This is a genomic window from Clostridium sp. CX1 (genome assembly GCF_025398335.1).
GTDB lineage: Bacteria > Bacillota > Clostridia > Clostridiales > Clostridiaceae > Clostridium_AM > Clostridium_AM tanneri.
Genome location: NZ_JAODOO010000005.1, coordinates 1 through 26,558, shown reverse-complemented (window position 1 = coordinate 26,558; position 26,558 = coordinate 1). Strand labels below are relative to the sequence as shown.

The window sequence follows — 26,558 nt, the reverse complement described above, 5'->3', positions numbered from 1 at the left end:
ATGGGGCACCAAGCGGAGGTATAGAGTTTTATGAAAAAGAAAGGTTCTGCTCTTTTGATTGTTATTATTATTATGATGTTAACCTTTGTACTAGCAGCATTAATACTAGATGCTAGTATTAAAAATAATAGATTAGCCTCAGATACATCTAATAGAACTAAAGCTTACTATAGTGCTGAAGCAGGGATTTATGATTCTATAAATTATATTAATAGCAAAAATTGTGATGTATCTAGCGGAACTATAATGACTAATCTTCATAACGCTGGTGGTCTTTATGGTGATAACATGTCATTTTATAATGTTACTCTTATGAATGAAATCACCAATAAAGTTACTCAGATAGGTAACCCAATAACTTATACGAAGGAGTATACTTTTGATCTTTATTCCTCTGGCAGCTATGGTTCTCAGGGATATGTTATAGTTGCAAATGTATCTGTTATTTATAAAAGTAATGATAATATAAATTATAACTATGCATCTTATTCTATAAAATCTAAGAAAGTTTATAGGGGTTAGGGCTTAAAAAATCTATAAAGATTTAAGGATAAATAAGACAAGATATTTGTGAGCAGAGAAAAGTAGTGTAAGTTGAGGAAAAACAATAAACTGGCTAAGTATGGGGGATAAAATACCATTAGATTATGAGTAAAAATAGGAGTATAAGTTGCTTCTGTTTTTATTTTTATGCCTATGAATTAGATTAATGATTTTATGGTAAAATGATAATATAGTAGAAACTTATGGAGGGAAAAATGAACACATTAATTAGAATATTTATAATGATATTCGGCTTCATAATAGGAAGCTTCCTAAACGTCTGCATATACAGAATACCAAAAGGACAATCTATAGCGTATCCACCATCTCACTGTACTAACTGTGACAGAGAAATAAAATGGTACGATCTAGTTCCTATATTTAGCTACATATTCTTACTAAAAGGCAAATGCAGACACTGCGGAGAAAAGATATCTATAAGGTATCCAGTAATTGAATTTATAACAGGAGTATTGTATCTTGTAATATATATAAAATATGGACTAACCCTAACAACATTAAAATATATAGCTTTCATAACCATTCTCATTGTAGTTGGAATTATTGATTTGGATACTACAGATGTGTATTTTAGTACAACCATTGTAGGAGTTGTACTTGCTCTATCATTTATAGCAGCCAGTGGATATTTATATAGCGATTTCAAACAGTATATATATGGAGGGTTACTAGGTGGGGGAGTTATAGCCCTAATAATAGTCCTTACCAAAGGCATGGGCTGGGGAGATGCAGAGATATGTCTTTACAGCGGGTTATTCCTAGGATTAAAACTAACCATAGTTATGTTGTTTTTCTCCTTTATCTTCGGCTCAGTAATTAGCTTAATACTTATAGCTTTAAAGAAAAAAAATAGAAAAGACTATATTCCCTTTGGGCCTTTTATTGCCCTGGCAGCAGTCTTTACCGTGTTTTTCGGAGACAAAATACTCCTTTGGTATGGCATATTCTAAAAATTTCGTCATAAATTAATTGACAAAAGCATAAAAATTGAATAAAATAATGTAAACAATGAATTTGAAAGAAAGAAAAATTGAATGATTTTAAATTTACTCGTATATACCCTGAATATGGCAGGGAGTATCTACCGGGAGCCGTAAATTCCTGACTATGAGTGAAGTTATTGTGGTACGGCTAAAACCACACTAATTTCACGTAATAGTGCAATTAGTGTGGTTTTTTTGTTTATTCAAATTATAATTTAAGGGAGTGTGTTCTAATGGCAAGAATTTTAAAACAAGCATATACTTTTGATGATGTTCTTCTAGTTCCAAATAAGTCAGAGATTTTACCAAAAGAGGTTACCTTAGCTACAAACTTAACTAAGAAGATAAAATTAAATATACCTCTTATGAGTGCTGGTATGGATACTGTTACGGAATCTAAGATGGCAATAGCTATTGCAAGAGAGGGCGGAATTGGTATCATACACAAGAATATGACTATAGAACAACAAGCAGCAGAAGTGGACAAAGTTAAAAGACAGGAAAACGGAGTAATAACAGATCCTTTTTATCTTTCTCCAGAGCACACTATAGAAGATGCGCTAGCTGTTATGAGCAGATATAGAATATCAGGGGTTCCTATAACTGTTGATGGAAAGTTAGTTGGAATAATAACTAACAGAGATATTGTTTTTGAAACTAATTATGGTAGAAAAGTATCAGAGGTTATGACAAGCGAAAATTTAATTACAGCTCCTGAAAACACTACTATAGAAGAAGCAAAAGAAATTCTTAAAACTCATAAAATAGAAAAACTCCCTTTGGTAGATAAAGACTTTAATTTAAAAGGACTTATAACTATAAAAGACATTGAAAAGGTAAAAATATTCCCTAATAGTGCAAAAGACGAGAGAGGCAGGCTTTTATGTGGTGCAGCTGTAGGAGTTACTGCAGATATGTTAAAGCGTGTAGCTGCTCTTATTGAAGCCGGTGTAGATGTAATAACAGTAGATACAGCTCATGGACATTCCAAAGGAGTTATAGATGCAGTTAGAACTATTAAGGAAAATTATCCGGATATACAAGTTATTGCAGGTAATGTTGCTACAGCCGAAGCAACAAGAGATTTAATTCTTGCAGGTGCAGACTGTATTAAAGTAGGTATAGGACCAGGATCTATTTGTACAACTAGAGTTGTAGCAGGAGTTGGAGTACCACAGCTTACAGCAGTAATGGATTGTGTGGAAGAAGCAAATAAGTACGGAGTTCCAGTTATTGCAGATGGTGGTATTAAGTATTCTGGAGACATAGTAAAGGCTTTAGCAGCGGGAGCTAAGGTAGCTATGATGGGGTCAATGTTTGCTGGCTGTGAAGAGTCACCAGGAGAAACAGAGATATATCAAGGAAGAAGTTATAAGGTGTATAGAGGAATGGGTTCTTTATCGGCAATGGCTTGTGGAAGTAAAGATAGATACTTCCAAGAAGGTAATAAGAAACTAGTTCCTGAAGGTGTAGAAGGAAGAGTGCCTTATAAAGGATATGTTGCAGAAACTATATTCCAACTTTTAGGTGGAATTCGCTCAGGCATGGGGTATCTTGGATCTAAGACTTTACATGAATTATATGAAACTGCTACTTTTGTAATTCAAACATCATCAGGATTAAGAGAAAGTCATCCACATGACATATCAATGACTAAAGAAGCGCCAAATTATAGTGTAAATCAATAAAAAACTTGGAGGTAACTGATGAAAAGAGAATTAGTTTTAATAATAGACTTTGGTGGACAATATAATCAACTTATAGCAAGAAGAGTTAGAGAAAATAATGTGTACTGTGAGATAGTTCCATACACATACTCAATAGATAAAATAAAGGAAAAAAGCCCTAGAGGAATAATTTTCACAGGTGGGCCTAACAGCGTTTATGGAGAGGGTGCTCCTAGAATTGATAAGGAAATATTTGAATTAGGTGTACCAGTGCTTGGAATATGCTACGGTGAGCAGCTTATTGCTCACACTCTTGGAGGAAATGTTAAAAGTCCAGAGGTAAGAGAATATGGTAAAACAGAAGTTAAATTAGATAACTCCTGTACATTATTTGACGGAATAGAAGAGAATGAAATTTGCTGGATGAGTCATACGGATTATGTAGAAAATGCACCGGATGGTTTTAGAATAATTGGAACAACAACACAGACACCGGTAGCAGCTATGGAAAATGTAGAAAAGAAGATATATGGCGTTCAATTTCATCCAGAAGTTGAGCACACACCTTTCGGAAAGAAGATGCTTTCAAACTTCCTTTTTAGAATTTGTGAGTTAAAGGGAGATTGGTCTATGTCTTCCTTTGCAGAGGAACAAATTAAAGCTATAAAAGAAAAGGTTGGAGATAAAAAAGTAATTTGTGCTCTATCCGGTGGAGTTGATTCATCAGTAGCAGCGGTGCTTGTTCATAAGGCTATTGGAAAGCAATTAACTTGTATATTTGTAGATCATGGTCTTCTTAGAAAAGATGAAGGAGATCAGGTTGAAAATATCTTCAGAAAACAATTTGATATGAATTTAATAAGAGTAGATGCAAAGGATAGGTTCTTAGGAAAGCTTGCAGGAGTATCAGACCCTGAGAAAAAGAGAAAAATTATAGGAGAAGAATTTATAAGAGTATTTGAAGAAGAAGCTAATAATTTAGGAGAGATTAGTTTTTTAGTTCAAGGTACTATATATCCAGATATAGTTGAAAGTGGAACAGATACATCTGCAACAATAAAGAGTCACCACAATGTTGGAGGACTTCCAGAAGACATGCAATTTAAGCTTATAGAGCCACTAAGAGAATTATTCAAGGACGAGGTAAGAGCTGTAGGGGAAGAACTAGGAATTCCTCATAAACTAGTTTGGAGACAGCCGTTCCCAGGACCAGGTCTTGCTATAAGAGTTCTTGGTGAAATAACAGAAGAAAAATTAGAAATCGTAAGAGAAGCAGATGCTATTTTTAGAGATGAAATAGCTATTGCAAAACTTGATGAAAGTATATGGCAGTATTTTGCTTGCCTTCCTAATATACGTTCAGTTGGAGTTATGGGAGATGAAAGAACTTATTGTCATACAATAGCACTAAGAGCAGTAACTTCATCTGATGCAATGACTTCAGAGTTTGCTAGAATACCTTATGAAATTTTAGATAAGGTATCAAGAAGAATAGTAAACGAAGTTAAGGGAGTAAACAGAATTGTTTATGACATAACTTCAAAACCACCAGCAACTATTGAGTGGGAATAGAATAAACATAGTAAATCCAATACTTGCATAATATAAAAAGTGTTTTTGATTATTTCTAAATATAAATAATCAAAAGCACTTTTTTGTTTAAAAAAACCATTGAAGGCGAATAATAAACTTAGTCTTTATAAAGTTAAAAATATTTCTGCTGTAAATGGTTACAAATACTTTATTTGTAAAATATGTATTGTCATGGCTTGATTTATATATAATATTAGAATAGAATTTCAATTAGGACTAGTTTAAGTAAAAGATAAATTTTAAAAGGGAATACTAATTATTCAATATAAATGAACTTTAAATAGTTATATTTAAAACTGAGTCTTAATATTCAACAGGGAGGTAGAGTTATGTCAAAAAAAGGTTTAACTTTAGATTTAAGCAATGCAATGCCTTATCTACAAGAGCATGAAGTTACAGGTTTACAACCATTTGTTAATGAGGCTCATAAAATGCTTCATGAAGGAACAGGTGCAGGTAATGATTATTTAGGTTGGGTCGATCTACCTGTTAATTATGATAAAGATGAATTTAATAGAATAAAGAAAGCTGCTGAAAAGATAAGAAGTAATTCTGATGCTCTTATTGTTGTAGGAATAGGTGGCTCATATTTAGGAGCTAGAGCCGCAATAGAAATGCTTACACATACCTTCTACGGAAGCTTATCAAAGGATAAGAGAAAAGGACCAGCTATATTCTATGTAGGAAATAACATAAGCTCTACATATATGACAGATTTATTAGAAACTATTGATGGAATGGATATATCCGTTAATGTTATATCTAAATCTGGTACTACTACAGAACCAGCTATTGCCTTCAGAATTTTCAAAGATTTGATGGAAAAGAAATATGGAAAAGAAGGTGCAAAGGAAAGAATATTTGCAACAACTGATAAAGCTAGAGGAGCATTAAAAACTTTAGCTGATGCAGAAGGCTATGAAACCTTTATAATTCCTGATGATGTTGGAGGAAGATATTCAGTTTTAACACCAGTTGGGCTTCTACCAATAGCAGCAGCAGGAATTGACATTGAAGAAATGATGAAAGGTGCGGCAGATGCAAGAGAGACTTATAGTAATCCAGATATTAATAGCAATGATGCTTATAAATATGCTGCAGCTAGAAATGCGTTATACAGAAAAGGTAAGACTACAGAAATGTTAGTTAACTTTGAACCTTGCTTGCATTACTTTGGTGAGTGGTGGAAACAATTATTTGGAGAAAGTGAAGGAAAAGACAATAAGGGAATATTCCCAGCAGCTGCGGACTTCTCAACGGATCTACACTCTATGGGTCAGTATATACAAGAAGGCTTAAGAGTTCTATTTGAAACATTTATAAATGTTGAAAAACCAAGAAAAGATGTGACTATAGAGAAGAATGAAGATAATCTAGATGGATTAAACTTCTTAGCAGATAAAACTATGGATTTTGTAAACCATCAAGCTTTAAGAGGAACAGTTTTAGCTCATAGTGACGGAGATGTTCCAGCCTTTGTTGTAAATATACCAGAACTAACTGCATACTATTTTGGTTATGTAGTATATTTCTTTGAAAAAGCTTGTGGAATTAGTGGATACCTAATGGGAGTAAATCCATTTGATCAACCAGGAGTTGAAGCCTATAAAAAGAATATGTTTGCTCTACTTGGTAAGCCAGGATACGAAGAGATGAAAGCCCAGTTAGAAGCAAGACTTAAGTAATAGATTAGAAGAAGATAACCTTGACCTACAGTTAGCGATTCCATAGCTACTATAGGTCGAGTTATTTTTCTAAAATCATATTAAATTAAAAGGAGGTAGGCTATGAAAATTTTAGTAGATGCAGATGCCTGTCCAGGTAAAGATTTAATAGAGAAAGCAGCCAAAGAAAATGGTCTAGAGGTTGTTATGTTTTGTGACATAAGCCACATTATAACTACTAATTATAGTACAGTAAAATATATGGACAAGGGTTTTCAAAGCGTAGATATGGCTGTAGCTAACGAGGCTAAAAAAGGAGATATAGTAGTTAGTCAGGACTATGGTGTTGCAGCAATGGTTCTTGGTAAAAAAGCTTATGCTATAAGCCCTAAAGGGTATATTTATGATGACAATAATATTGAGAAACTTTTATTTGAAAGACATATTTCTGCGAAAGTTAGGAAAGGTGGCGGCAGAACCTCGAATCCTAAAAAACGAAATAAGGAAGATGATGAAAGACTTTATTATAATCTATTGAAACTAATAAATCAGGCTAAAGAACTATACCCTAATCAGTAATGATATTACTATTAGGGTACAGTTTAATTTAGGTTTTAGTATAAAACTCAAACCTAAGAGGTACTAATAGAATCTTTGACGGAATTCATATCCACAGTATTCCTAGGACCTTCCGGATAAAGTAACCCATTAGAGGTTCTTTCAATTATAGGGTATCCTTCTATAGAAAATCCTGTATCTATACCTTCCTTTTTGTATGGATATTCTGGATCATATCTATCTATTTTATGAGACATACTATCACTCTCCTCAAAAGTATTTTTTCCTAAGACATATGTTCTTATCCTTAGTACTAATGAGAATATTTTTACAAAATAGTGTTAATATAGAGGATGCTTCAGCAGCTACATTTTAAACAATATGCAGGTTGAAATTCTAGGTATAACTATAGTATCCTCATATGAAATTTTTTTCTTTATATCTGTATTGTCTTTTAATGCCACATACCATCTTCCTTCAGGAAGATCAATAATTACATCTTTTTTATTAGCATTAAAAACAACTAATATATCCTTCCAAGAATCATTGTTAGCATAGTCCTTTAAAATAAAACCAATAGTATTATCAGGATAATAATCCAGAATCAACAGGTGTTTTTTAATTTTATCAACAGTGTCAATTCTAAAGGCAGGATGGTTATTTCTTATGCTTATGAGTTTTTTATAATAATTAAAAACGTCTATAAATTCAGCCTTTCTAGCCCAATCTACCCAGTTTATATTATCAGGCTTATTATAACTATTATGCTCTCCATATTTGGTTCTGCAAAATTCCTCTCCAGAATATATAAAAGGAATACCTGGGGAAGTGAGAATAATTGCAGCACACAATTTTGTCATTCTCTTTTTAGTATCAAAGCTTTCAGATTTACAACTGGAATCTATCTTATCCCACAATGTAAGATTATCATGACATGATATATAGTTCACCGACTGAGAAGGAGCTAGAAAGTCACAGCAAATAAGTTTAATAAGATCTTTATTACTATGAGATTTCCCTGTAGCAAAGCCTTTTTCTTCAGCATTAAAGACATCTCCTTTTATGCAATCCCTTATTCTATCATTAAAAAATGCGATGCCAGGCAGTTTTTTAGAATTGTTATAGGTAGCTTTTTCACTTTCATCTAAACAAGTATTTAGGTTCCAACCTTCCCCATATATCATTACATTTTTCTTGAATTCACTAAGTTTTTTACGTAGAGAGTTCATTGTATCTATATCCTGTAATCCCATTAAATCAAATCTAAAGCCATCGATATGATATTCTTTGCACCAGTAGAGAACGGAGTCTATAATAAACTTTCTCATCATGGAATGCTCAGAGGCAGTATCGTTTCCACAGCCACTTCCGTTTGAGAGAGCTCCATTTTGTGAATATCTAAGATAGTACTCAGGAAATATTTTTTCAAAGTTACTGTTTGCAGCATCGAAAACATGATTATATACTACATCCATATTTACAGCTATATTATTCTGGTGTAGGTGATAAATTAGTTTCTTTAATTCATATATTCTGCATATAGGGTCGTAGGGATTGGTAGAATAGCTTCCTTCAGGAACGTTATAGTTTTGAGGATCATAGCCCCAATTATATTTATAAGGCTGTTTTTCATCTACACTGATGTAGCTAAAATCAAAGATTGGCATAAGTTGTAGGTGGGTTATGCCTAAGTCTTTAATATGATCTAAACAAGTAGGTAGATTATTGCTGGAGAATGTAGAGTCTTCTGTAAGTGCTAGAAATTTTCCTTTATGGTTTACCCTACTTTCATGGTGAATAGATATGTCACGTATACTAGTTTCGTAAATTATAGCGTCTGTATAATTTTCGAGACTAGGACTAGTATCCTTGTACCAACCATGGGGATTTGTTTTTGACAAATCCACTATAAATCCCCTAAGTCCATTGATACTTACTGATTTTGCATAGGGGTCAACTACTTCGTTTACTTTATTGTATACTTCAACTTCATAATTATAGTAATACCCATTCAAGTCTCCCTTAACTAAAACAGACCAAAGTCCATTGCTTTCTTTCATATTTATCACTTTCTTATCCTCTTCAATAGAGGGTTCTCCATTACTATAGAGAAGTAGATTAATATTGGATGCAGCAGGAGACCATATTCTAAATATTGTATATTCATGGTTATAAATAGCACCTAAGGCTAAATCATGATAAAATCTGTTATCAAAATCCTTTGTGGAGAATAGGGGGTGAAATAGTATCTTTTTATGCAGATTTTCGTGGCTTATATAACATTCACTTTTTATATTTACTTCTTCTTTTAGCAAAAGAGTTACGTTGTTATCTACTACAGAGTACTTTTCTATAGATAATTTAGAATTTCCATTTTTAATTTCAAATTTATAAGATCTAAACTGGGAAAAATCATCTACAGAAACTTTTACTTTATTAAAGTTTTTTAGAACTGCATTAAAAATTATCATCAAAATAACCTCCAGTGAAAATCTATATAAAGTTTAAACTATATAATAACTATATTATAAAAATGTAATATAAATGTTAATAAAAACCTATTACAAAATATGGAACTATAGTATAATGTAATCTAGAGATATTATAAACAGGGGATGTGTAGTAGATATGAATGAACTAACTATAAGTTGTAATTTAGAGAGTCCACAAGAAAAGAATACAAAAATAGCAATAAGTATAATTAACAACTTAGAAGAAGATTTACTATATAAGTATATGATAGGCAGTAATGGAACTTGGGATACACTGAAGGATTTTAGTGAGGAAAGTAGTGCAGAATGGATTCCAGAGGAAGACGGGAAATATATAATAATGATACAAGGTAAGAGAAAAGATGGAGACAAAAGCTTTGATTACGTATCTAGAGTAGACTATATAATAGGAAAGAGTGAGGGAAAACTTATAAATTCAGTTAGCTTAGATCAGTACGAATTGAGGATAGGAGATAAGCTGAATTTGTTTGTAGATACAGATAAAGTACCATTAATGTTTAGATATTGCTTAAAAGTTAAGGATGATTGGGAAATTATAAAAGATTATTCCGCAGATAATACACTCTCCTGGGTGGCTAAGTTTGAAGGAAAAGGAGAGCTTTTAGTAGAATGTAAAAATATTGATTCTGAGAGCAACTGTGATGACTTCAAGATTGTAGAATTTGAAGTACTTCCTTTAAAGGAAATCGAAATAATTAGCTTCAAGTGTTTAACTTCAGAGTTAGTAGAAGATTCCGAGCTTATTTTTAAAGTAGAGGCTTCTTATGAAGAGGGGAGAAATATATTATATAAATTTCTTAGGATAAGTTCCAATGGAGAAGTTAAATGTGTACAGGATTACTCTACAAAGAAAGTCGTTAGTTATGTAGAAACTAATAGTGGCGACTATAAGCTTTTGTGTTTAGCAAAAGATATGTATTCTACTAACAGTTTCGATACAAGGGCAGTGATAAATTTTAAGGTAAAAAAATATAAAGAGTTAATTATAAAAAGTTTTACTGGTGATTTAAGTTCTCCCCAGCTAGTAGATACTCCAATAACATTAAAAGCAGATGTTATTGGAGGAAAGGAACTTTTATATAGATATATAGTTGAAGGAGAGTACACTGAGGACTCTGGATACATTAGAAGTAATACCTATATATGGAGAGGTAAGGTTTCTGGAGAATATAAAATAAAGTTATGGGCAAAGGACAAATCTTTTGAAGGAAATTACGAGGTAGAAGAGTGTTTTGACTTTGTAATTGATGAGCAAAGCGAGGAACCAGTGGCTATTAATGACGTATTAATTGACAAGAAGGATAGAGTTTTAGTAAATGAAAAAATTCAGGTAATTGTCAATGCCAGTGGAGGAACTGATTTAAGATATTCTTTTATTGTAAGTAGGAACAATGAAGAATTAGATAGAATAGATTATGGAACTTGTAACTGGATGAATTTTATGCCTAAGGAACAGGGGCAGTATAAGCTAGAGATAATGGTAAAGGACAGATATTCTGACAGGGAGTATGACTGTCATGAATTGATAAGCATAGAAGTGTTAGATTATATTCCTGCAAGCCTAGATCATGTTATTTTTTCCTTAGGAGAATATCATGTTGTAGGAGATAGAATAAACCTTAACGTAATAACACAAAATTCAAAAGAGGTACTTGTAAATTATGTATTGAAAATAAATAACCATAAAGTAGAGGAAACAGACTTTGTAAAAGAAAAAGGATATGTATTCACGCCTAAATGTAATGGAATATATACTGTAGAGATTTTTGCTAAGAGTGTAAAAAGTAACAAGCCTTTCGATTGTAAAAAAGAAGTTAAAATAGAAGTTCATGAAGCCTTTCCGGTAACCAACACTAAAGTTACCTGCGATAAAGTTAAATTTTCATGTAATGAGTCTATAACCTTCACCGTTCATAGTGAAGGGGGAAAAGATGTAGTATATGAATTTTATCTTATGGAAAAAGGAGATTGGAATTTAGTGCAAAACTACAGCAAAAAAAATTACTACACCTTTATTCCATTTAGTAAGGATGAATATAAAATACTAGTACTTGCTAAAAGTCAGCAGAGTAAGGTTTCCTATGAGGATTATGATACATTTGCTTTTTTAGTAGAATAACAATATTAATAATAGATAACCATTTAATTATATACAGTTTTTGCATATAAAGTATTTAATAAAAAGATACGATAACATATAAGTGTAAAGAATAAAGAGGTTGGTGAAACGATGAAAGTAGATAATAATAAAAATGCGGAGCAGCTCTTGCAGTTTCAATTGATGACTCAAATTCTCAAGCAAGCTGCGGGAGACTCGGATTCTTTTTCACTTATTATGGAAAGTTTAACTAAAGCAATGTCAGATAGTGATGGAAATATAGATTTAAGTAGTTTTGGGCTAGGAGAAGAAGATCTTAGCAAGTTAGGCTATGGAGCTGGTCAAAGACTAAACTCTCTATATAAAGATGTAAAGGGTGATATTAGCAGCGGAAATATAAGTATAGATGAAGCAGTTAATAGAGCATCTAAAAAATATGGAGTAGATAAAGAGCTTATATTGGCAGTTATAAAACAGGAATCAAGCTTTGATCCTAAAGCTACATCTCATGCGGGAGCAATGGGGCTTATGCAACTTATGCCTGGTACCGCAAGGTCATTGGGGGTTTCTAATGCCTATGATGTTCAGCAGAATGTAGAGGGAGGAACTAAGTATTTAAAGGGCTTATTGGATATGTACGGAAATTCTAAGGAATTAGCATTAGCAGCATATAACGCAGGTCCAGGAACTCTGCAAAATAGAGGGGTAAAAGATACCAGCGGAATTTCCAGACTTCCTTATGAAACAAGAGATTATGTACAAAAAGTCATGAAATATTACGGAAAGTAAAACAGTCTTTAACTAGACTGTTTTTATTTTGCAATTTAAAGGTTATAATACATAATAGAATAAGAAGCGCTAGGAGGATTTGGCATGGATAGATTAGATAAGGTTTTGTCCAATCTTGGATATGGAACAAGAAAAGAGGTAAAAGCTCTTGTAAAGGATGGTATGGTAGAGGTTGATGATGTAACAGCTAGTGATAGTGGTATGAAAATAGACCCGGAAATCAGTGAAATAAAAGTATCTGGAGAAATAGTTAACTATAGAAAACATATATATCTAATGATGAACAAACCAGATGGGGTGGTTTCTGCAACCTTTGATAACTACGACGAAACAGTGGTAGATTTGTTAGAACCAGAACATCAGGTGTTTAAACCCTTTCCAGTAGGTAGACTGGATAAAGATACAGTAGGATTATTACTGCTTACAAATGATGGTGAGCTAAATCATAGACTGTTATCACCTAAGTGGCACGTAGATAAAGTTTATTATGCAGAAATAGATAAGGCTGTAGATGAAAAAGATATTAGAGCTTTTAAAGAAGGAATAACTTTAGATGATGGTTATGAGTGTCTGCCTGCTAAATTAGAAATTTTGCAAGCAGATGAACATGGTTCAAAAGTTCATGTAACTATACAGGAAGGAAAGTTTCACCAAGTTAAGAGGATGTTTAATAGCAGAGACAAAAATGTTATCTACCTTAGAAGGATAAAGTTTGGTCCTCTTGGATTAGATGAAGAGTTAGCAGAGGGAGAATATAGGGAGCTATCACAAGAGGAAATCGAAACTCTTAAAAAAGTTTAGTTTAAATATAAGAATATATAAAAATGAATACAATATGAATTGAATTTAATCATATTAATATATTTTTTACAATTAAATTTGCAAAACAGCTTGAAATTTAAAACAACCTTTAATATAATTATTTTGTAAGGATAAATAAAAGGAATAAATAGCCCCCTTTTTATTTATTGTAAACGGCCCATGCCCCAATGGGCTGTTTTTTATTGCATAAAATAGAATTAATAATGTATCCTTATTGACAGTTAACTTGTATTTAAAATAAATTTAATTCAATTCAGATAAATTATCGTAATTGTTATAGATTAATGCTTTAATACGTGATAGAATTGAATTGAAAAAGGCAATACTTAAGATATCTATAATTAAATAAGGAGTTGAGCTCATGGACGAATATAAATCCAAGTTACAAAGTGAAGCAATGGATTTTTTATGCGAAGCTATATTATCTTTAAAAAGTAAAGAGGAGTGCTATAGATTTTTCGATGACATATGTACAATAAATGAAATAAAAGCATTGGAGCAGCGACTTCAGGTTGCAAAAATGCTGAGAGATAAGAAAACCTACCTTGAAATTGCAGCAGCTACGGGAGCTAGTACTGCCACTATAAGTAGGGTAAACAGATGCTTAAATTATGGTAGTGATGGATATACTATAGTATTAGAAAGAATAGATAGTAAAGAGTAAACATTAAATAACGAAAATACATTTACGAGAACTGTATTAATATAGTAATTTATATACATAAATATGTGTTGATGCCATTGATAGCCAGTGGGTAAATCAGCACATTTTTTGTTTTTTTAATGATTAAACCATTAGTAAAATGTTATAATATTAAACATAAAAGCAGTAAAAAAACTAGGGAGTGAGTACTTATGGATTTAAAGAAGCTTTTAAATAAAGAACAGTATGAAGCGGCTGTAACTGTAAACGGACCGCTATTAATTTTGGCTGGTGCAGGATCAGGTAAGACAAGAGTACTGACATATAGAATAGCTCATATGATTGAAGACTTAAATATATATCCTTCTAAAATTTTAGCTATAACCTTTACTAATAAGGCAGCAGGAGAAATGAGAGAAAGAATTAGAGGTCTAGTTGGTAACGAAGTAGATCATATGTGGGTCTCTACTTTTCACTCAAGTTGTGTAAGAATTCTAAGAAGGGAAATAGATAAGCTAGGGTATAATAAGAATTTTGCCATATATGATAGTTATGATCAGAAGGTTCTTATAAAACAGTGCATGGAAGAATTAAATATAAATGAAAAAGATATAACCGATAGAGAGATAATAAATAAGATTGGTGAACAAAAGGATAACTTAGTATCACCACAGCAGTTTAAAAGAGAAAATGAACAAAATTTTAGATTAAATAAAATTGCAGATATGTATCTTTTATATCAAAAGAAGCTAAAAAATAATAATGCTTTAGACTTTGATGATTTAATTTATAAAACAGTAGAACTTTTCAAGAAGAACGAGGATGTACTAGAGTTTTATCAAAGAAAGTTTCAGTACATAATGGTAGATGAGTATCAGGATACTAATAAATCTCAGTATGAGCTGGTTAGACTGTTATCAGCCAAACAGAAAAACATATGTGTAGTTGGTGACGATGACCAATGTATATATGCCTGGAGAGGTGCTGACATAAAAAACATATTAGAATTTGAGAAGGACTATCCAGAGGCAAAGGTTATAAAGTTAGAGCAAAATTATAGGTCAAAGGCAAACATATTAAAAGCTGCTAATGAGGTTATAAAAAATAATACCTACAGAAAAAATAAAATACTTAGAACTGAAGATGAAAACGGTGAAAAAATCAAAATATATAGAGCCTACTCTGATATTGACGAGGGAATGTATGTAGCAAATCAAATTAAGAGATTTAGAGAAGAAGAAAATAAGTCTTATAAGGATTTTGCCATACTTTATAGAACAAATGCACAGTCCCGTGTATTTGAAGATGTGTTTATGAAATCCAATATTCCTTATAGAATAATTGGAGGATTAAAGTTCTATGACAGAAAAGAAATAAAGGATATAATGGCTTATTTAAAATTTATAAATAATCCTCTTGATGACGTAAGTTTAAGGAGAATAATAAATGTTCCAAAGAGGAGTATAGGAGACGCCACTGTACAAAAGGTTCAAGAATTTGCAGCTTCTATGGATGAATGTATGTATAGCGTTTTATTAGATATTGAAGAAGTATTAAGTCTCTCAGCAAGAAGTATATCTTCAATTAAAAAGTTTGTAAGTTTAGTAAATAGTTTTATAAGAACTAGAGATCAAGTATCTGTTTCAGCCTTGATAAAAGAAATCTTAGATACAACAGGTTATCTTAAAGAACTCAAAGAATCAAAAGAGATAGACGCTATAAGTAGAATAGAAAACTTAAAGGAACTTGTGTCAGCAGCGGTAGAGTTTGAGAGCACATCAGAGGACAAGTCGCTATCTGCATTTTTAGAAAAGGTTACTTTAGTTTCAGATGTAGATAATTTTGATGAAGATGCAAATACTGTTGTAATGATGACTGTTCATAGTGCAAAGGGACTTGAGTTTCCAATAGTATTCATGGTTGGTATGGAAAATGGTATTTTCCCTGGAACACAGTCTTTAAATGACTACAATGAGATGGAGGAGTCTAGAAGGCTTTGTTACGTTGGAATAACCAGAGCAAGGGAAAGATTGTATATGACTTCCGCAGAGAGCAGGAGAGTTTTTGGTAAAACAGTATCTTATTCTCAATCAGATTTTATAGATGAGATATCTAATGATTTAAAAGAGATGGAAGGAGCTTCAAGAAGAGGCTTTAGTAGTTTTGGAAATACTAATGTAAACTCAAGAACGAATAATGTAAATAGAAGCATAAATGATAGCATAGGTAGAAATAGCTTTAATTCACAAAGTTCTTCACCTAAGGTATCAAATATGGCTTATACCGCAGCAGATGCTGTTAACAGTCAAAAAAGTGCTAATGATTTAAAGCCTGAAGATGTTAAAGCAGGAGCTAAGGTAAGACATAGTAAATTTGGAATAGGAACCATTGTAAGTGTTTCTAAAGATGGAAGTAATACAAGACTTACCATAGCCTTTGATAAAATGGGAATTAAAAATTTAATGTATGGAGTTGCACCTTTAGAAGCAGTATAAGGAGGTTTCCTATGATAGATAACAATGATAAACTAAGTAGAATTAAAGAACTAGCGGAAGAACTAAACAGGCATTCCTATGAGTATTATGTATTAGATAATCCAACTATTTCAGATAAAGAATATGATAAAAAATATGACGAGTTAGTTCGTCTAGAAAAGGATACGGGAATAGTATTAAGCTATTCCCCTACACAGAGGGTTGGAGATGTAATATTATCTGAGTTTCAAAAATACACTCATAAAGGAAGGCTTTGGAGTTTAGATAAATCACAAACCTTTGAAGGAATAAGGGAATGGCACAAGAGAAATAAAAAAGCAATAGAAGAATATAACTCAACTCATGAGGATAAACTTCCGGAACTTAAATATGTACTAACGAAAAAGTTTGACGGATTGACCATAAACTGTACTTACGATGAAAATGGATTGTTGATAAAAGCAGCTACTAGAGGCACGGGGATAACTGGAGAAGACATAACAGCTCAGGTAAAAACAATTAAATCTGTGCCCCTAAGAATAGATAATAATCATGTTATTGAAGTGCATGGTGAGGCAATAATGACACAGACTGCTTTCGAAAATTACAATAAGATTGCAGATACTCCTCTTAAAAATTTGAGAAACGGTGCGGCAGGTGCCCTAAGAAACTTAAATGTAAAAGAAACTGCAAGAAGAAATTTATCAGCATTTTTCTACGACGTAGGGTATAATGAGGGAACTGAATTTGAAACCTATATTGAAATGATGGAATTCATTAAAAAAATGGGTTTTCCTCAAGATGATTATATTAAGGTATGTAATAGTATAGAAGAAGTAGAAGAGGAGTTAAAATCTGCTGACAGTATTAGAAAAGACTTAGATTATGACATAGATGGAATAGTAGTTGTAATTGACGACATAAGAACTAGAGAGGTACTAGGCTATACCGTAAAGTTCCCAAAGTGGGCTATAGCCTATAAATTTGAAGCTGAGGAAGCAGCCACAAAACTTCTAGAGGTGGAATGGAATGTGGGACGAAGTGGAAGGGTTACACCTACAGCTATTCTAGAACCAGTAGAGCTAGCAGGGGTTACTGTAAAAAGAGCTACATTGAATAATATGGATGATATACATAGAAAGGGAGTAAGAATTGGTTGTGACGTATTAGTTCGTCGTTCTAATGATGTAATTCCTGAAATAATAGGTGTAATAGAGGATACTGTAGAGAACAGTGAGGAAATTGAGCCGCCAGGAAATTGTCCTTATTGTGGTAGTGATTTGGTACAGGATGGAGTTCATTATTTTTGTGATAACACTTTATCATGTAAACCTCAAATGGTAAAAAGTATTGTTCACTTTGGAAGCAGAGAAGCTATGAATATAGCAGGTTTTAGTGAAAAAACTGCAGAGCAGTTATTTGAAAAACTAGAGATAAAGTCTATCGCAGATTTATACAGGTTAAAGAAAGAGGAACTATTAACTTTAGATAAGTTTGGTGATAAAAAGGCTCAAAATCTTTTAGATGCAATAGAAAAAAGCAAGACTTGTGACCTAGCATCTTTTATATATGCTCTCGGAATACCTAACGTTGGAAAAAAGACAGCTACAGACTTGGTTAAAAAATTTAAAGCCTTAGAAAAGATACAAAGTGCTAACTTTGATGAGCTTATTTCAGTACAGGATATAGGAGACATAGTTGCAAAAAGTATAATAGAATTCTTCAAAGAGGATAAGATAATAAAAAGTATAAATGAACTTTTACAATTAGGAGTAAGACCTGAACAGCAAGAGCATATTACAGTAGTTGATACTCCTTTTAATGGAAAGACCATGGTAGTAACAGGCAGCCTAAATAACTATACAAGAACAAGCATAAAGGAAAAATTAGAATCTCTTGGAGTTAAAGTTTCAGGAAGTGTAAGCAAAAAAACAGACTATCTTTTAGCAGGAGAAGCAGCAGGCTCAAAATACGATAAAGCATTAGAATTAGGAATAAAAATAATAAGTGAAGAAGAGTTTGAAGAGCTGCTGGAAAATAAGTAAGAACTATAAGAGTCGTTTGTAAAAAGTGGTATTTACAAAAACCTAAAAAAAGACTATTATAAGAGTGATCTGATTTGTGCAGAGAATGAGGCACTTTAGTGTGGAGGAGAAAAATGAGAAGGGCTATAAATTTCTTAGGATGGATAGGGGTATCTTTTACCATCCTTACACTAATATTAACACTTCTGACTACATATCAATTTATGTATGTAAAGTATTTTGATAGTTATTATACATTACAATGGTGTATATTTTTTACGATGATTTTTTGGTCTATCAAGATGTTTGAAATAAATAATACTCTTAGAAGTAAGCTGTACCCTATAGCATGTATGGTAATAGCTTTTGGAACCATATTTTTTATATTTATGAAGGTATACTAGTGAAAGTTTGTTACTTTGATGAGATTGAAGTGGATTTGTTATTAATTTAATCCTTTTAAATACACCCGGTTATGTTGTTTTTAACATAGCCGGGTGTATTATTTACTATTGAAACACAAGTATGTAGTTATTATAAATAAGAAAGCTATAGCGATTACTCAGCATTGTTGTTTGCAGATAACTCTTCTTCTTTTTGTGCCAAAGTATATATATGCTGGGTAAGCTTTTCCATTAGATAATTCTTATATCTTAATTGGTTTAATATTTGATTAAGAAGTATAAAACCCCATATTAAAACAAACATTATGGTACACATAGTAAGTATACCTAATATTTCTATGGCAAGTATCATTCTAACTCCTCCGTATAACCTTTAATAATTTACTTTTGTGGCAGTATCTTGAATTTTGTGTAAGTTTTTGAGATACGTAAATATTATACCATAAAAATCAAAGTCTAAACATAAGTTTGACAATAAAAGTTCATTCAGTAATTTGTATCAAAATTTAATATCCTCTCATATAATGAAATAACGTAAGTATTTTTCAGGAGGGGGCTTGATGGGTGGTATAGTAGAAAAAGCATATCTAAGGATTAGGCAGGATGAACTCTATAGAAGAAAGTTAAAATTAAAGAAAATAAATATAGATTCTATAACAGAAGATATAACAAAAGATTGTTGGAATTATAATATACAATACGAAATATTCTTGAAGACATCAAATTTATTAATTATAAAACTTATAGGGATAGAAAGAACTATATTATTCAAATATCATAAGAAGGATAGGGTATTATTAAGAGATTATAGAGAATTTTTGAATCGCTTAGATATATGCAAAGTTGAAAGAGGAATATATATCACTACAGGAGTATTTGAGGAAAATATAAATAAAGATGAAAAGGGTATATTTAGTAAAAGAGTAAAAAAGGTAGATGGCATAAAACTTATTAAAAGACAGTTAAAGTTTAACAAATTAAGTTTTTTAGAGTATTTACCTCAATAAATAAAAAGACGGCAATTAACAATAACCAATTGTTAATTGCCGATTTTTTTTACTAATTGTTTATTTTATACCTTATATGTTAATAATTTAGATAACTAAATAAATAGGTAGATAAGGGAGGCATTATGAGAAAACTTATTTGTTATATATTAATTCTAAGTAATCTATTATTTAATGGGTGCGTAGAAAAAAGTGTGCAAGGAACAAAAAGTGAAGGCACTAGAAACTATGTTGTTTATAATATTGGAAAATCACCAGAGGACCTAATTATGCTTAATAATCACGATTTTAGACAACAAGATTTGCTAATCAATCTTTTTGAAGGGTTAGTCACTTCTGATGAAAAAGGGAAAATAAAACCTGCTATAGCGGAAAGCTGGAGTTTAAATAAAGATGAAACCTGTTATACCTTTAAAATTAGGAAGACTGCAACTTGGAATAATGGGGAAGATATTACTGCTGAAGATTTTGTAACCTTCTTTTCTCAAGTGCTAAACAAAGACAGAGATAACGTATATGCAAAGCAACTCTACTGTATATTTGGTGCAGAGGATTATAAAAAAGGCAAGGGTGACTTTAGCAATGTTGCTGTTCGTGCACTAGATGAAAAGACTCTTGAAATAAGACTAAATTATCCCTGTAACTATTTTTTAAACATACTAGCAGAACCTATATATTCTCTTAGAAAGATAAATGAAGACTTAGTGAGTTGGAAGAAAAATTATAAGAACATACTATATTCAGGCTGTTATAAAATTGATAATATCTTAGATAACGGAGATGCAAGGTTAAAAAAGAATGAAGAATACTGGAATAATAGTTCAGTAAAGAGTGAGGATATTATGGTTACATTTATTGACAGTAGTGAAGCTTCACTGGCTGCTTTTGAAAGCAGTAAAATTGATATATTCACCAATCCTCCTATAAGCGAATTAAGTAATCTTTCAGCCTCTGGAAGGATAAGTAAAATACCATTCTATGGTATAGGAACCTTGGTTTTTAATCTGAGAAAAGAAGGAGTTATCCAGGATTCCAATCTCAGAAAATCCATTTCTGCAGCCGTAAGCAGAAAAGAAATATCAAAAGAAGCATTAAATGACACAGTTAAACCTGCTACTGCTTATATTCCACCTAATGTTAGTGATGGAATGAATGGTCAATATTTAAATAAAGAAATTTTTACGGTAGAACCAGAAAAAGCTAAGGCTTTAGACCTAATAAGTAAAAGTAAATATGAAAATAACAAAGAAGAGTTGAAGTTAATATACTTAGATTCAGTGGAAAATAAAAAGATCTGTGACACTATAGCTAAACAGTTAAGAGAGAATCTAAAACTAAAAGTACAGTGTAAAGGCTATAGTTTAGAGGAATTTTCTCAAGTGATAAGAGAAAATGATTACGACATAGCTAAAGTTAATTATGAAAGCAGTTATGACTATCCACTATCCTTTCTAGAAAGATATACTTCAGAATCAGAAATGAATTTATTTGGATATAAAAATGCTGAATTTGATACAAGGGTGGAAAGGGCCAAAAGAGAAAAGGATATGGTTAAAAAAGTTCAGGATCTAAGAGAAGCGGAAAATATTTTAATGGATGACATGCCTATAGTGCCACTATATTTTACTAATAGTGTAATATGTAAAAAGAATAATATTGACGGTATATATACAAATAAAAGGGGAAACATAAAGCTGGATAAAGTATACATCAAAGTTGAAGCTTAAGTAGGAGAATAAAAAGTCCCTCTTATTTTGAAGAGGGAGCTTTTTTTATAGAGTGCTTTGGAGTAAAATAAGCACAATCAATTTCTGTATTGATAATACTTGAAAGGGGCGTTACATGATTCAGATTACACTTACCGTTTTTTTCGTGTATGCAGTTCTCAGAACAGTTTATGTTCATCATAATGTACATACCTCCTTATAAATCCGGTGATTTTTCATTAGTTGTATAGTTGATGTGAGATGGTTATATTATTATGTGCAGAAACAGGAAGGTTTATTTTGGTTTATCTTTACATTCCTCCTCATCTATATCATTTGACCTTTGAATACATTCTGGTTTAAAAAAGCTTATAATTAAGAAAAATATTAATAAGTTTTTATTTGCATCAAAGGAGGACTTTGGATTTTTAAAAATTTCTTTCTTCTTGTTATAGGTAACATGTTTTGCAAATACAGGAGCAAGTTCACAGCTTTCAGGAGTTGGTATTGACGGCATTCTGAAATTCTGCTCCTCTACTAAATCTTCAGGTCTTAGAGAAAAGTTTCTGTACCGTTCAACATCATTTAAACTAGGAGCTTCAGGCCAGCTTAGCACAAGTCCCGAATCTAAAACTTGACGTTTAAAAATATCAGTAGCTATAGATTCACTTTTGTTTTTATCATCAGCTATATGTGAATGGATTAGACAAGTTAAAAGATATGACATAATTTCTAAACAAGAAAAATTGATATCCTTATCCTCAGTTTCTTTAATAAATATTCCTTTTTCAGGGTCATACAAAGTTAGAAGCTTTTTATATAATGCTTCAGCTTTATCTTTAAATTTTATGATACCTGTGTTCCTGTAAAACAAAATATAGTTCATATACTTCATTGAGGATAGATCCACTTTTTCTGCTGAAATAATATGACTTTCATATAAATTCTCTTCACATAAGAGTTCTGACAAATCTAGTAGTAAAAGCTTACAAGCTTCATTTTCTGAATACTTGTAGAAAAGATTTAATGCAAAGCACAGCTTTACCAGCTCTTCTGAACTTAGTTCATATAGATCTTCTTTATACTGAATGAGCATGTTTAATATATCTATGGAAAAGTTCATATAGCTCTCTTTATCATCATCTACTAGTAGAGCACATTTGTAATATGCAGCCATAAGCAATGCTTGAGATGCAAAGCTGAATTTCTTGTTTTTTTCCTCAAACTTTAACTCCTCATCGTATATATTATTTTGGATTCCTTTGTCAATAAATACTCCCTCGTCGTTTCTCAAATATGTGGCATAAAACTCTAATTGGCTTTTGCAAACTGATCTGTATATTTTTCCTAGGTTACATTTATTTGTATCTATGTTTTTAAAACTATCATAATAACTACAAAGTTCTAAAAGACATAATGTCATGTAGGAGTTACTATCTATGTTTACTTCTCTCTTAAATTTATCTTCATTCCAACAAAGCTTGTCATCGACGTTTAGTAGTTTTGGACTTGCTTTTTTGTATATGCATAGAAGTGGAGAAAGATCTTTAAATGTGTTAATATCAAAGTTGGATATCTTTTTTATCTTAAGATCCTTAAGAGAAGTGCACACTCCACATTTGGAGTAAAGTACAATTTGATTTAGAGATTCTTTTGCTAGGTAAAAAAGCTGTTCCTCAATATTTTCTTTTTTTAATTTATTGATTCTTAGAAAAGGTCCTATATATTTCAAAAACATACACCTACCATAAATTAATCCTTATATAAATAATATGAAGTAGGTTATAAAATAGTGCTAGTTTATTTTAGTGAGAAGGAGAGAATTTTATGAAAGCTGGAAAATTAAACTGGGATGATTTAAAGAGTATAATAGAAGATAGCAGACAGGTTAGAAGGGAGGATGTAAGAATTAGAAGTGGAATAGGAGAGGACTGCAGTGTGGTGAGTTTTGGAGATTATGACTGTGTTCTTTCTACTGACCCTATAACAGGCGCAGAAACCAATGCTGGACGGTTGGCAGTACATATAAATTGTAATGATATAGCATCTAGTGGAATTGAACCTTTAGGAATATTAGTGACTATACTAGCACCAGAAAATACATCAATAGAAGATATAAAAAAGGTTATGAATGAAATCAAAGAGGAGACGGTAAAGCTTAATATTGAGATATTAGGTGGTCATACTGAAATTACTAAGGCTGTTAATAAAATGATTATATCTTGTACTGTTATTGGAAAAGGTGAAAAAAATAGAGCTGTAGCTACATCAGGTGCAAATGAGGGAGATGATATAGTAGTTACAAAATTACTATGTCTTGAGGGCACAAGTATAATAGTAAATGATTACGAAAATAGTATTAAGGATATCCTTACAGAAGAGGAGATAACTGAAGCAAAGGAATATGTTAAATACATAAGTGTAGTAAAAGAGGGAATCGTTGCAGGAAAGCTAGGGGTTAACTCTATGCATGATATAACAGAAGGGGGAGTCTTAGGAGCTTTATGGGAAGTTGCAGAGGCTAGTAATCTAGGCTTTAAGGTTTATAGAGATAAGATGCCAATAAGCAGTATAACCTCAAAGATATGTGATAAATACTCTATAGACCCACTAAGACTTATATCATCTGGAAGTATGTTGATAACCACTAGAGATGGCAGTAAGTTAGTAAAGTTATTACAGGAAGAAGGTATCAAAGCTTCAATAATCGGTAAAATTACTAAAGGAAAAGGTGTTTTAGTAAATACTAGTGGTGTGGAAGAGGTAGTGATTCCACCAGAGAGGGATGAGTTATTCGTATTAGAGGAAAAGGTAGAGTGATTATTTTAAATTAGATGCACAATATTATCTAGATATTGTATAATAATTAGGTGGAAAGTAACGAACTATTATGTTTATTTTGGAGGTAAAAAATGAGAATTGGTAGTAGAAAAAATGATCAAACAAGGCATATAAAAATAACAAGAAACTATACAAAATATGCAGAAGGATCAGTTTTAATAGAGACTGGAGACACAAAAGTAATATGCACAGCTTCAATAGAGGATAAAGTTCCTCCTTTTCTAAAAGGCAAGGGAGAGGGCTGGATAACTTGTGAATACAATATGATACCTAGAGCAACTCAGGTTAGAAAAGTTAGAGATTCAACTAAAGGAAAAGTAGACGGCAGAACAATGGAAATACAAAGGCTCATAGGGAGAGCTCTAAGATCTATAGTTGATCTAAAAGCAATCGGAGAAAAAACTATCTGGATAGATTGTGATGTAATACAAGCAGATGGAGGTACAAGAACTGCATCCATTTCAGGTGCATTCGTGGCATTAGTAGATGCTGTTAACAAACTTCACAAACAAACCCCATTTACAGTATATCCAATCAGGGATTTTGTAAGTGCAGTAAGCGTAGGAATTGTAGATAATATAAAGATGTTAGATTTATGCTATGAGGAAGATTCTCGTGCAAAAGTGGATATGAATGTAGTTATGACAAGTGCTGGTGAGTTTATAGAAGTTCAAGGCACTGGTGAGCAGAGTCCATTTTCAAGAGCTGATTTAAATGATTTATTGAACTTAGCAGAAAAGGGTGCTAAGCATATGATTCAGGTTCAGAAGGAAAGTTTAAAAATGGATTCATTATGGATAGGAACAGGTGAAAGAAAATGAAGAAATTAATTGTAGCAAGCAATAATGTAAAAAAGATAAAAGAGATTAAGGAGATTCTTTCTAAATACCCTATAGAGATAGTTTCTTTAAAAGAGGCAGGAATAAATGTTGACGTAGAAGAAAATGGTGAGACTTTTATAGAAAACGCCTACATTAAAGCTAATGAAATCTATAAGATGGTTGATAATGCTATGGTATTAGCAGATGATTCTGGACTAATGGTAGATTGCCTAGGAGGGGCACCAGGAGTTTATTCAGCTAGATTTGCAGGGGAACACGGAAATGATAAAAAGAACAACGAAAAACTAATAGGCTTATTACAAGGAAAAAAAACAGAGGAGAGAAAAGGAAAGTTTGTTTGTGCAATAGTATTGATAATAGATTCTAACAATGTAATTAAGGTTCAAGGAGAAGTAGAAGGAATAATTTTAGAAGAAGAAAAAGGAGAAAACGGATTTGGATATGATCCGCTATTTTATGTACCTGAACATAAAGTCACCTTTGCAGAAATGGATGCTGTACTAAAGAACTCCATTAGCCACAGGGCAAAAGCATTAAAGAAGCTAGAAGGAAGAATGAAAGAACTAATGATGGAGGGGTAATAGTTGTTAATTGGAGTAATAAGTGATACACATAGATATACCTGGGTTATCGAAAGTGCCGTAAAAAAGCTGGAAGACTCAGATATCATTATACACTTAGGAGATAACGTTCAGGATATTAATGAAATAGCTAAATATTATAAGGGGCCAATTATAAACGTTAAAGGAAACTGTGATTTTTCAGTAGATGTACCGGGTGAAAGGCTAGAGGTTATAGAAGGCAAAAGAGTATTTATAACCCATGGTCATAGGTATGATGTTAAATACGACCTATCTAGACTAAAATATAAAGCCTTAGAGTTAGAAGCGGATATAGTACTTTTTGGACATACACATGTATCAAAAATAGCTTATGAAAATGGAGTATGGTTTGTGAACCCTGGGAGTCCAGCTTTATCAAGAGATGGCTTCAACAGTGTAGCTACTGTTAAAATAACAGAGGGCAAAATTAATCCAAGCATTAAAGGCATTTAGAACAAAAAAATAAAAAAATACAAAAAAATTTAAAATAAGTGTTGACGAATATAAATATATCGTGTAGAATAATCTATGTCGTCAGGAGTTAACAACAACGACGAAACGAATTCAGGAAAATTCCTGAATGCCGGGGTGTGGCGCAGATGGGAGCGCGCGTGGTTTGGGACCATGAGGTCGCAGGTTCAATCCCTGTCACCCCGACCATAATTTATAATTCGGTTGGTAATTCGATAAATGAAATCAGGTTGACAGCAGAGCATTTAATAGTGAGTTGGAAGCTTAAATTTAAGGGATTGTCAATTGAAAAT

Annotated in this window: 24 protein-coding genes, 1 tRNA gene and 1 riboswitch; of the genes, 20 read left to right on the top strand and 5 right to left on the bottom strand. The window is 32.1% G+C overall.

Annotated elements, in window-relative coordinates; all coding sequences use genetic code 11:
* Nucleotides 1-30: 30 nt before the first annotated feature.
* The 6 genes from N4T77_RS06860 (at nt 31) to N4T77_RS06835 (ending at nt 7,050) form a co-directional block, all read left to right on the top strand.
* Nucleotides 31-522: a pilus assembly PilX N-terminal domain-containing protein gene (locus tag N4T77_RS06860; RefSeq protein WP_261671018.1), complete on the top strand. Its 492-nt coding sequence runs from the start codon at nt 31-33 to the stop codon at nt 520-522.
* 236 nt (nt 523-758) lie between these two features.
* Nucleotides 759-1,514, top strand: coding sequence for an A24 family peptidase (locus N4T77_RS06855; protein WP_261671017.1), 756 nt, complete (start codon nt 759-761; stop codon nt 1,512-1,514).
* Nucleotides 1,515-1,594: 80 nt separating this feature from the next.
* Nucleotides 1,595-1,692, top strand: a riboswitch (purine riboswitch).
* Nucleotides 1,693-1,780: 88 nt separating this feature from the next.
* Nucleotides 1,781-3,235, top strand: a complete 1,455-nt coding sequence (gene guaB, locus N4T77_RS06850; RefSeq protein ID WP_261671015.1) for an IMP dehydrogenase — start codon at nt 1,781-1,783, stop codon at nt 3,233-3,235.
* An 18-nt stretch (nt 3,236-3,253) separates the two neighbouring features.
* Complete coding sequence (gene guaA, locus N4T77_RS06845; RefSeq protein WP_261671014.1) at nt 3,254-4,786, top strand: glutamine-hydrolyzing GMP synthase; 1,533 nt, start codon at nt 3,254-3,256, stop codon at nt 4,784-4,786.
* Between the two features lie 350 nt (nt 4,787-5,136).
* The gene (locus N4T77_RS06840) at nt 5,137-6,492 is read left to right on the top strand and encodes a glucose-6-phosphate isomerase (RefSeq protein ID WP_261671013.1); all 1,356 of its coding nucleotides are present in this window, start codon (nt 5,137-5,139) and stop codon (nt 6,490-6,492) included.
* Nucleotides 6,493-6,594: 102 nt separating this feature from the next.
* Complete coding sequence (locus N4T77_RS06835) at nt 6,595-7,050, top strand: YaiI/YqxD family protein (protein ID WP_261671012.1); 456 nt, start codon at nt 6,595-6,597, stop codon at nt 7,048-7,050.
* Nucleotides 7,051-7,103: 53 nt separating this feature from the next.
* On the opposite strand, the gene N4T77_RS06830 is transcribed toward N4T77_RS06835, so the two are convergent.
* Entirely contained in the window at nt 7,104-7,286 is a 183-nt protein-coding gene (locus tag N4T77_RS06830) for a hypothetical protein (protein ID WP_261671011.1), read from the bottom strand.
* A 108-nt stretch (nt 7,287-7,394) separates the two neighbouring features.
* Complete coding sequence (gene pulA / locus N4T77_RS06825; protein ID WP_261671010.1) at nt 7,395-9,500, bottom strand: type I pullulanase; 2,106 nt, start codon at nt 9,498-9,500, stop codon at nt 7,395-7,397.
* Nucleotides 9,501-9,657: 157 nt separating this feature from the next.
* Between pulA and N4T77_RS06820 the strand changes: the two genes are divergently transcribed.
* The 7 genes from N4T77_RS06820 to N4T77_RS06790 all read left to right on the top strand — a co-directional run bounded on the left by N4T77_RS06820 (nt 9,658) and on the right by N4T77_RS06790 (nt 18,796).
* Nucleotides 9,658-11,661 (top strand): triple tyrosine motif-containing protein, encoded by a 2,004-nt coding sequence (locus N4T77_RS06820; RefSeq protein ID WP_261671009.1) that lies wholly within the window; start codon nt 9,658-9,660, stop codon nt 11,659-11,661.
* A gap of 111 nt (nt 11,662-11,772) precedes the next feature.
* Nucleotides 11,773-12,429: a lytic transglycosylase domain-containing protein gene (locus tag N4T77_RS06815; RefSeq protein WP_261671008.1), complete on the top strand. Its 657-nt coding sequence runs from the start codon at nt 11,773-11,775 to the stop codon at nt 12,427-12,429.
* 84 nt (nt 12,430-12,513) lie between these two features.
* The gene (locus N4T77_RS06810; protein WP_261671007.1) at nt 12,514-13,230 is read left to right on the top strand and encodes a pseudouridine synthase; all 717 of its coding nucleotides are present in this window, start codon (nt 12,514-12,516) and stop codon (nt 13,228-13,230) included.
* 382 nt (nt 13,231-13,612) lie between these two features.
* Entirely contained in the window at nt 13,613-13,915 is a 303-nt protein-coding gene (locus N4T77_RS06805; RefSeq protein WP_261671006.1) for a YerC/YecD family TrpR-related protein, read from the top strand.
* A gap of 191 nt (nt 13,916-14,106) precedes the next feature.
* Nucleotides 14,107-16,389 (top strand): DNA helicase PcrA, encoded by a 2,283-nt coding sequence (gene pcrA / locus N4T77_RS06800; protein ID WP_261671005.1) that lies wholly within the window; start codon nt 14,107-14,109, stop codon nt 16,387-16,389.
* Nucleotides 16,390-16,400: 11 nt separating this feature from the next.
* Nucleotides 16,401-18,413 carry an NAD-dependent DNA ligase LigA gene (gene ligA / locus N4T77_RS06795; RefSeq protein ID WP_261671004.1) on the top strand — a complete coding sequence of 671 codons (2,013 nt, stop codon included), beginning with the start codon at nt 16,401-16,403 and terminating at the stop codon, nt 18,411-18,413.
* A 113-nt stretch (nt 18,414-18,526) separates the two neighbouring features.
* The gene (locus N4T77_RS06790) at nt 18,527-18,796 is read left to right on the top strand and encodes a hypothetical protein (protein WP_261671003.1); all 270 of its coding nucleotides are present in this window, start codon (nt 18,527-18,529) and stop codon (nt 18,794-18,796) included.
* A gap of 154 nt (nt 18,797-18,950) precedes the next feature.
* Here the strand turns inward: N4T77_RS06790 and N4T77_RS06785 are convergent, their stop codons facing one another.
* Complete coding sequence (locus tag N4T77_RS06785) at nt 18,951-19,148, bottom strand: hypothetical protein (protein ID WP_261671002.1); 198 nt, start codon at nt 19,146-19,148, stop codon at nt 18,951-18,953.
* Nucleotides 19,149-19,356: 208 nt separating this feature from the next.
* Between N4T77_RS06785 and N4T77_RS06780 the strand changes: the two genes are divergently transcribed.
* A complete protein-coding gene (locus N4T77_RS06780; protein ID WP_261671001.1) occupies nt 19,357-19,803 on the top strand; it encodes a hypothetical protein in 447 nt (148 codons plus the stop codon).
* A gap of 125 nt (nt 19,804-19,928) precedes the next feature.
* The gene (locus N4T77_RS06775) at nt 19,929-21,530 is read left to right on the top strand and encodes a peptide ABC transporter substrate-binding protein (protein ID WP_261671000.1); all 1,602 of its coding nucleotides are present in this window, start codon (nt 19,929-19,931) and stop codon (nt 21,528-21,530) included.
* A 22-nt stretch (nt 21,531-21,552) separates the two neighbouring features.
* Here the strand turns inward: N4T77_RS06775 and N4T77_RS06770 are convergent, their stop codons facing one another.
* A complete protein-coding gene (locus tag N4T77_RS06770; RefSeq protein ID WP_261670999.1) occupies nt 21,553-21,711 on the bottom strand; it encodes a hydroxymyristoyl-ACP dehydratase in 159 nt (52 codons plus the stop codon).
* Between the two features lie 93 nt (nt 21,712-21,804).
* On the bottom strand, nt 21,805-23,241 hold the full coding sequence (locus N4T77_RS06765; RefSeq protein ID WP_261670998.1) for a hypothetical protein: 1,437 nt from the start codon (nt 23,239-23,241) through the stop codon (nt 21,805-21,807).
* A 95-nt stretch (nt 23,242-23,336) separates the two neighbouring features.
* Between N4T77_RS06765 and N4T77_RS06760 the strand changes: the two genes are divergently transcribed.
* The 5 genes from N4T77_RS06760 to N4T77_RS06740 all read left to right on the top strand — a co-directional run bounded on the left by N4T77_RS06760 (nt 23,337) and on the right by N4T77_RS06740 (nt 26,454).
* Complete coding sequence (locus N4T77_RS06760; RefSeq protein WP_261670997.1) at nt 23,337-24,329, top strand: AIR synthase family protein; 993 nt, start codon at nt 23,337-23,339, stop codon at nt 24,327-24,329.
* Nucleotides 24,330-24,421: 92 nt separating this feature from the next.
* The gene (rph, locus tag N4T77_RS06755; RefSeq protein ID WP_261670996.1) at nt 24,422-25,171 is read left to right on the top strand and encodes a ribonuclease PH; all 750 of its coding nucleotides are present in this window, start codon (nt 24,422-24,424) and stop codon (nt 25,169-25,171) included.
* Nucleotides 25,168-25,773: an XTP/dITP diphosphatase gene (locus N4T77_RS06750; RefSeq protein WP_261670995.1), complete on the top strand. Its 606-nt coding sequence runs from the start codon at nt 25,168-25,170 to the stop codon at nt 25,771-25,773. The genes rph and N4T77_RS06750 overlap by 4 nt, the downstream gene beginning before the upstream one ends.
* Before the next feature lie 3 nt (nt 25,774-25,776).
* On the top strand, nt 25,777-26,247 hold the full coding sequence (locus N4T77_RS06745) for a metallophosphoesterase (RefSeq protein WP_261670994.1): 471 nt from the start codon (nt 25,777-25,779) through the stop codon (nt 26,245-26,247).
* A gap of 131 nt (nt 26,248-26,378) precedes the next feature.
* A tRNA-Pro gene (locus tag N4T77_RS06740) sits at nt 26,379-26,454 on the top strand.
* Nucleotides 26,455-26,558 lie beyond the last annotated feature (104 nt).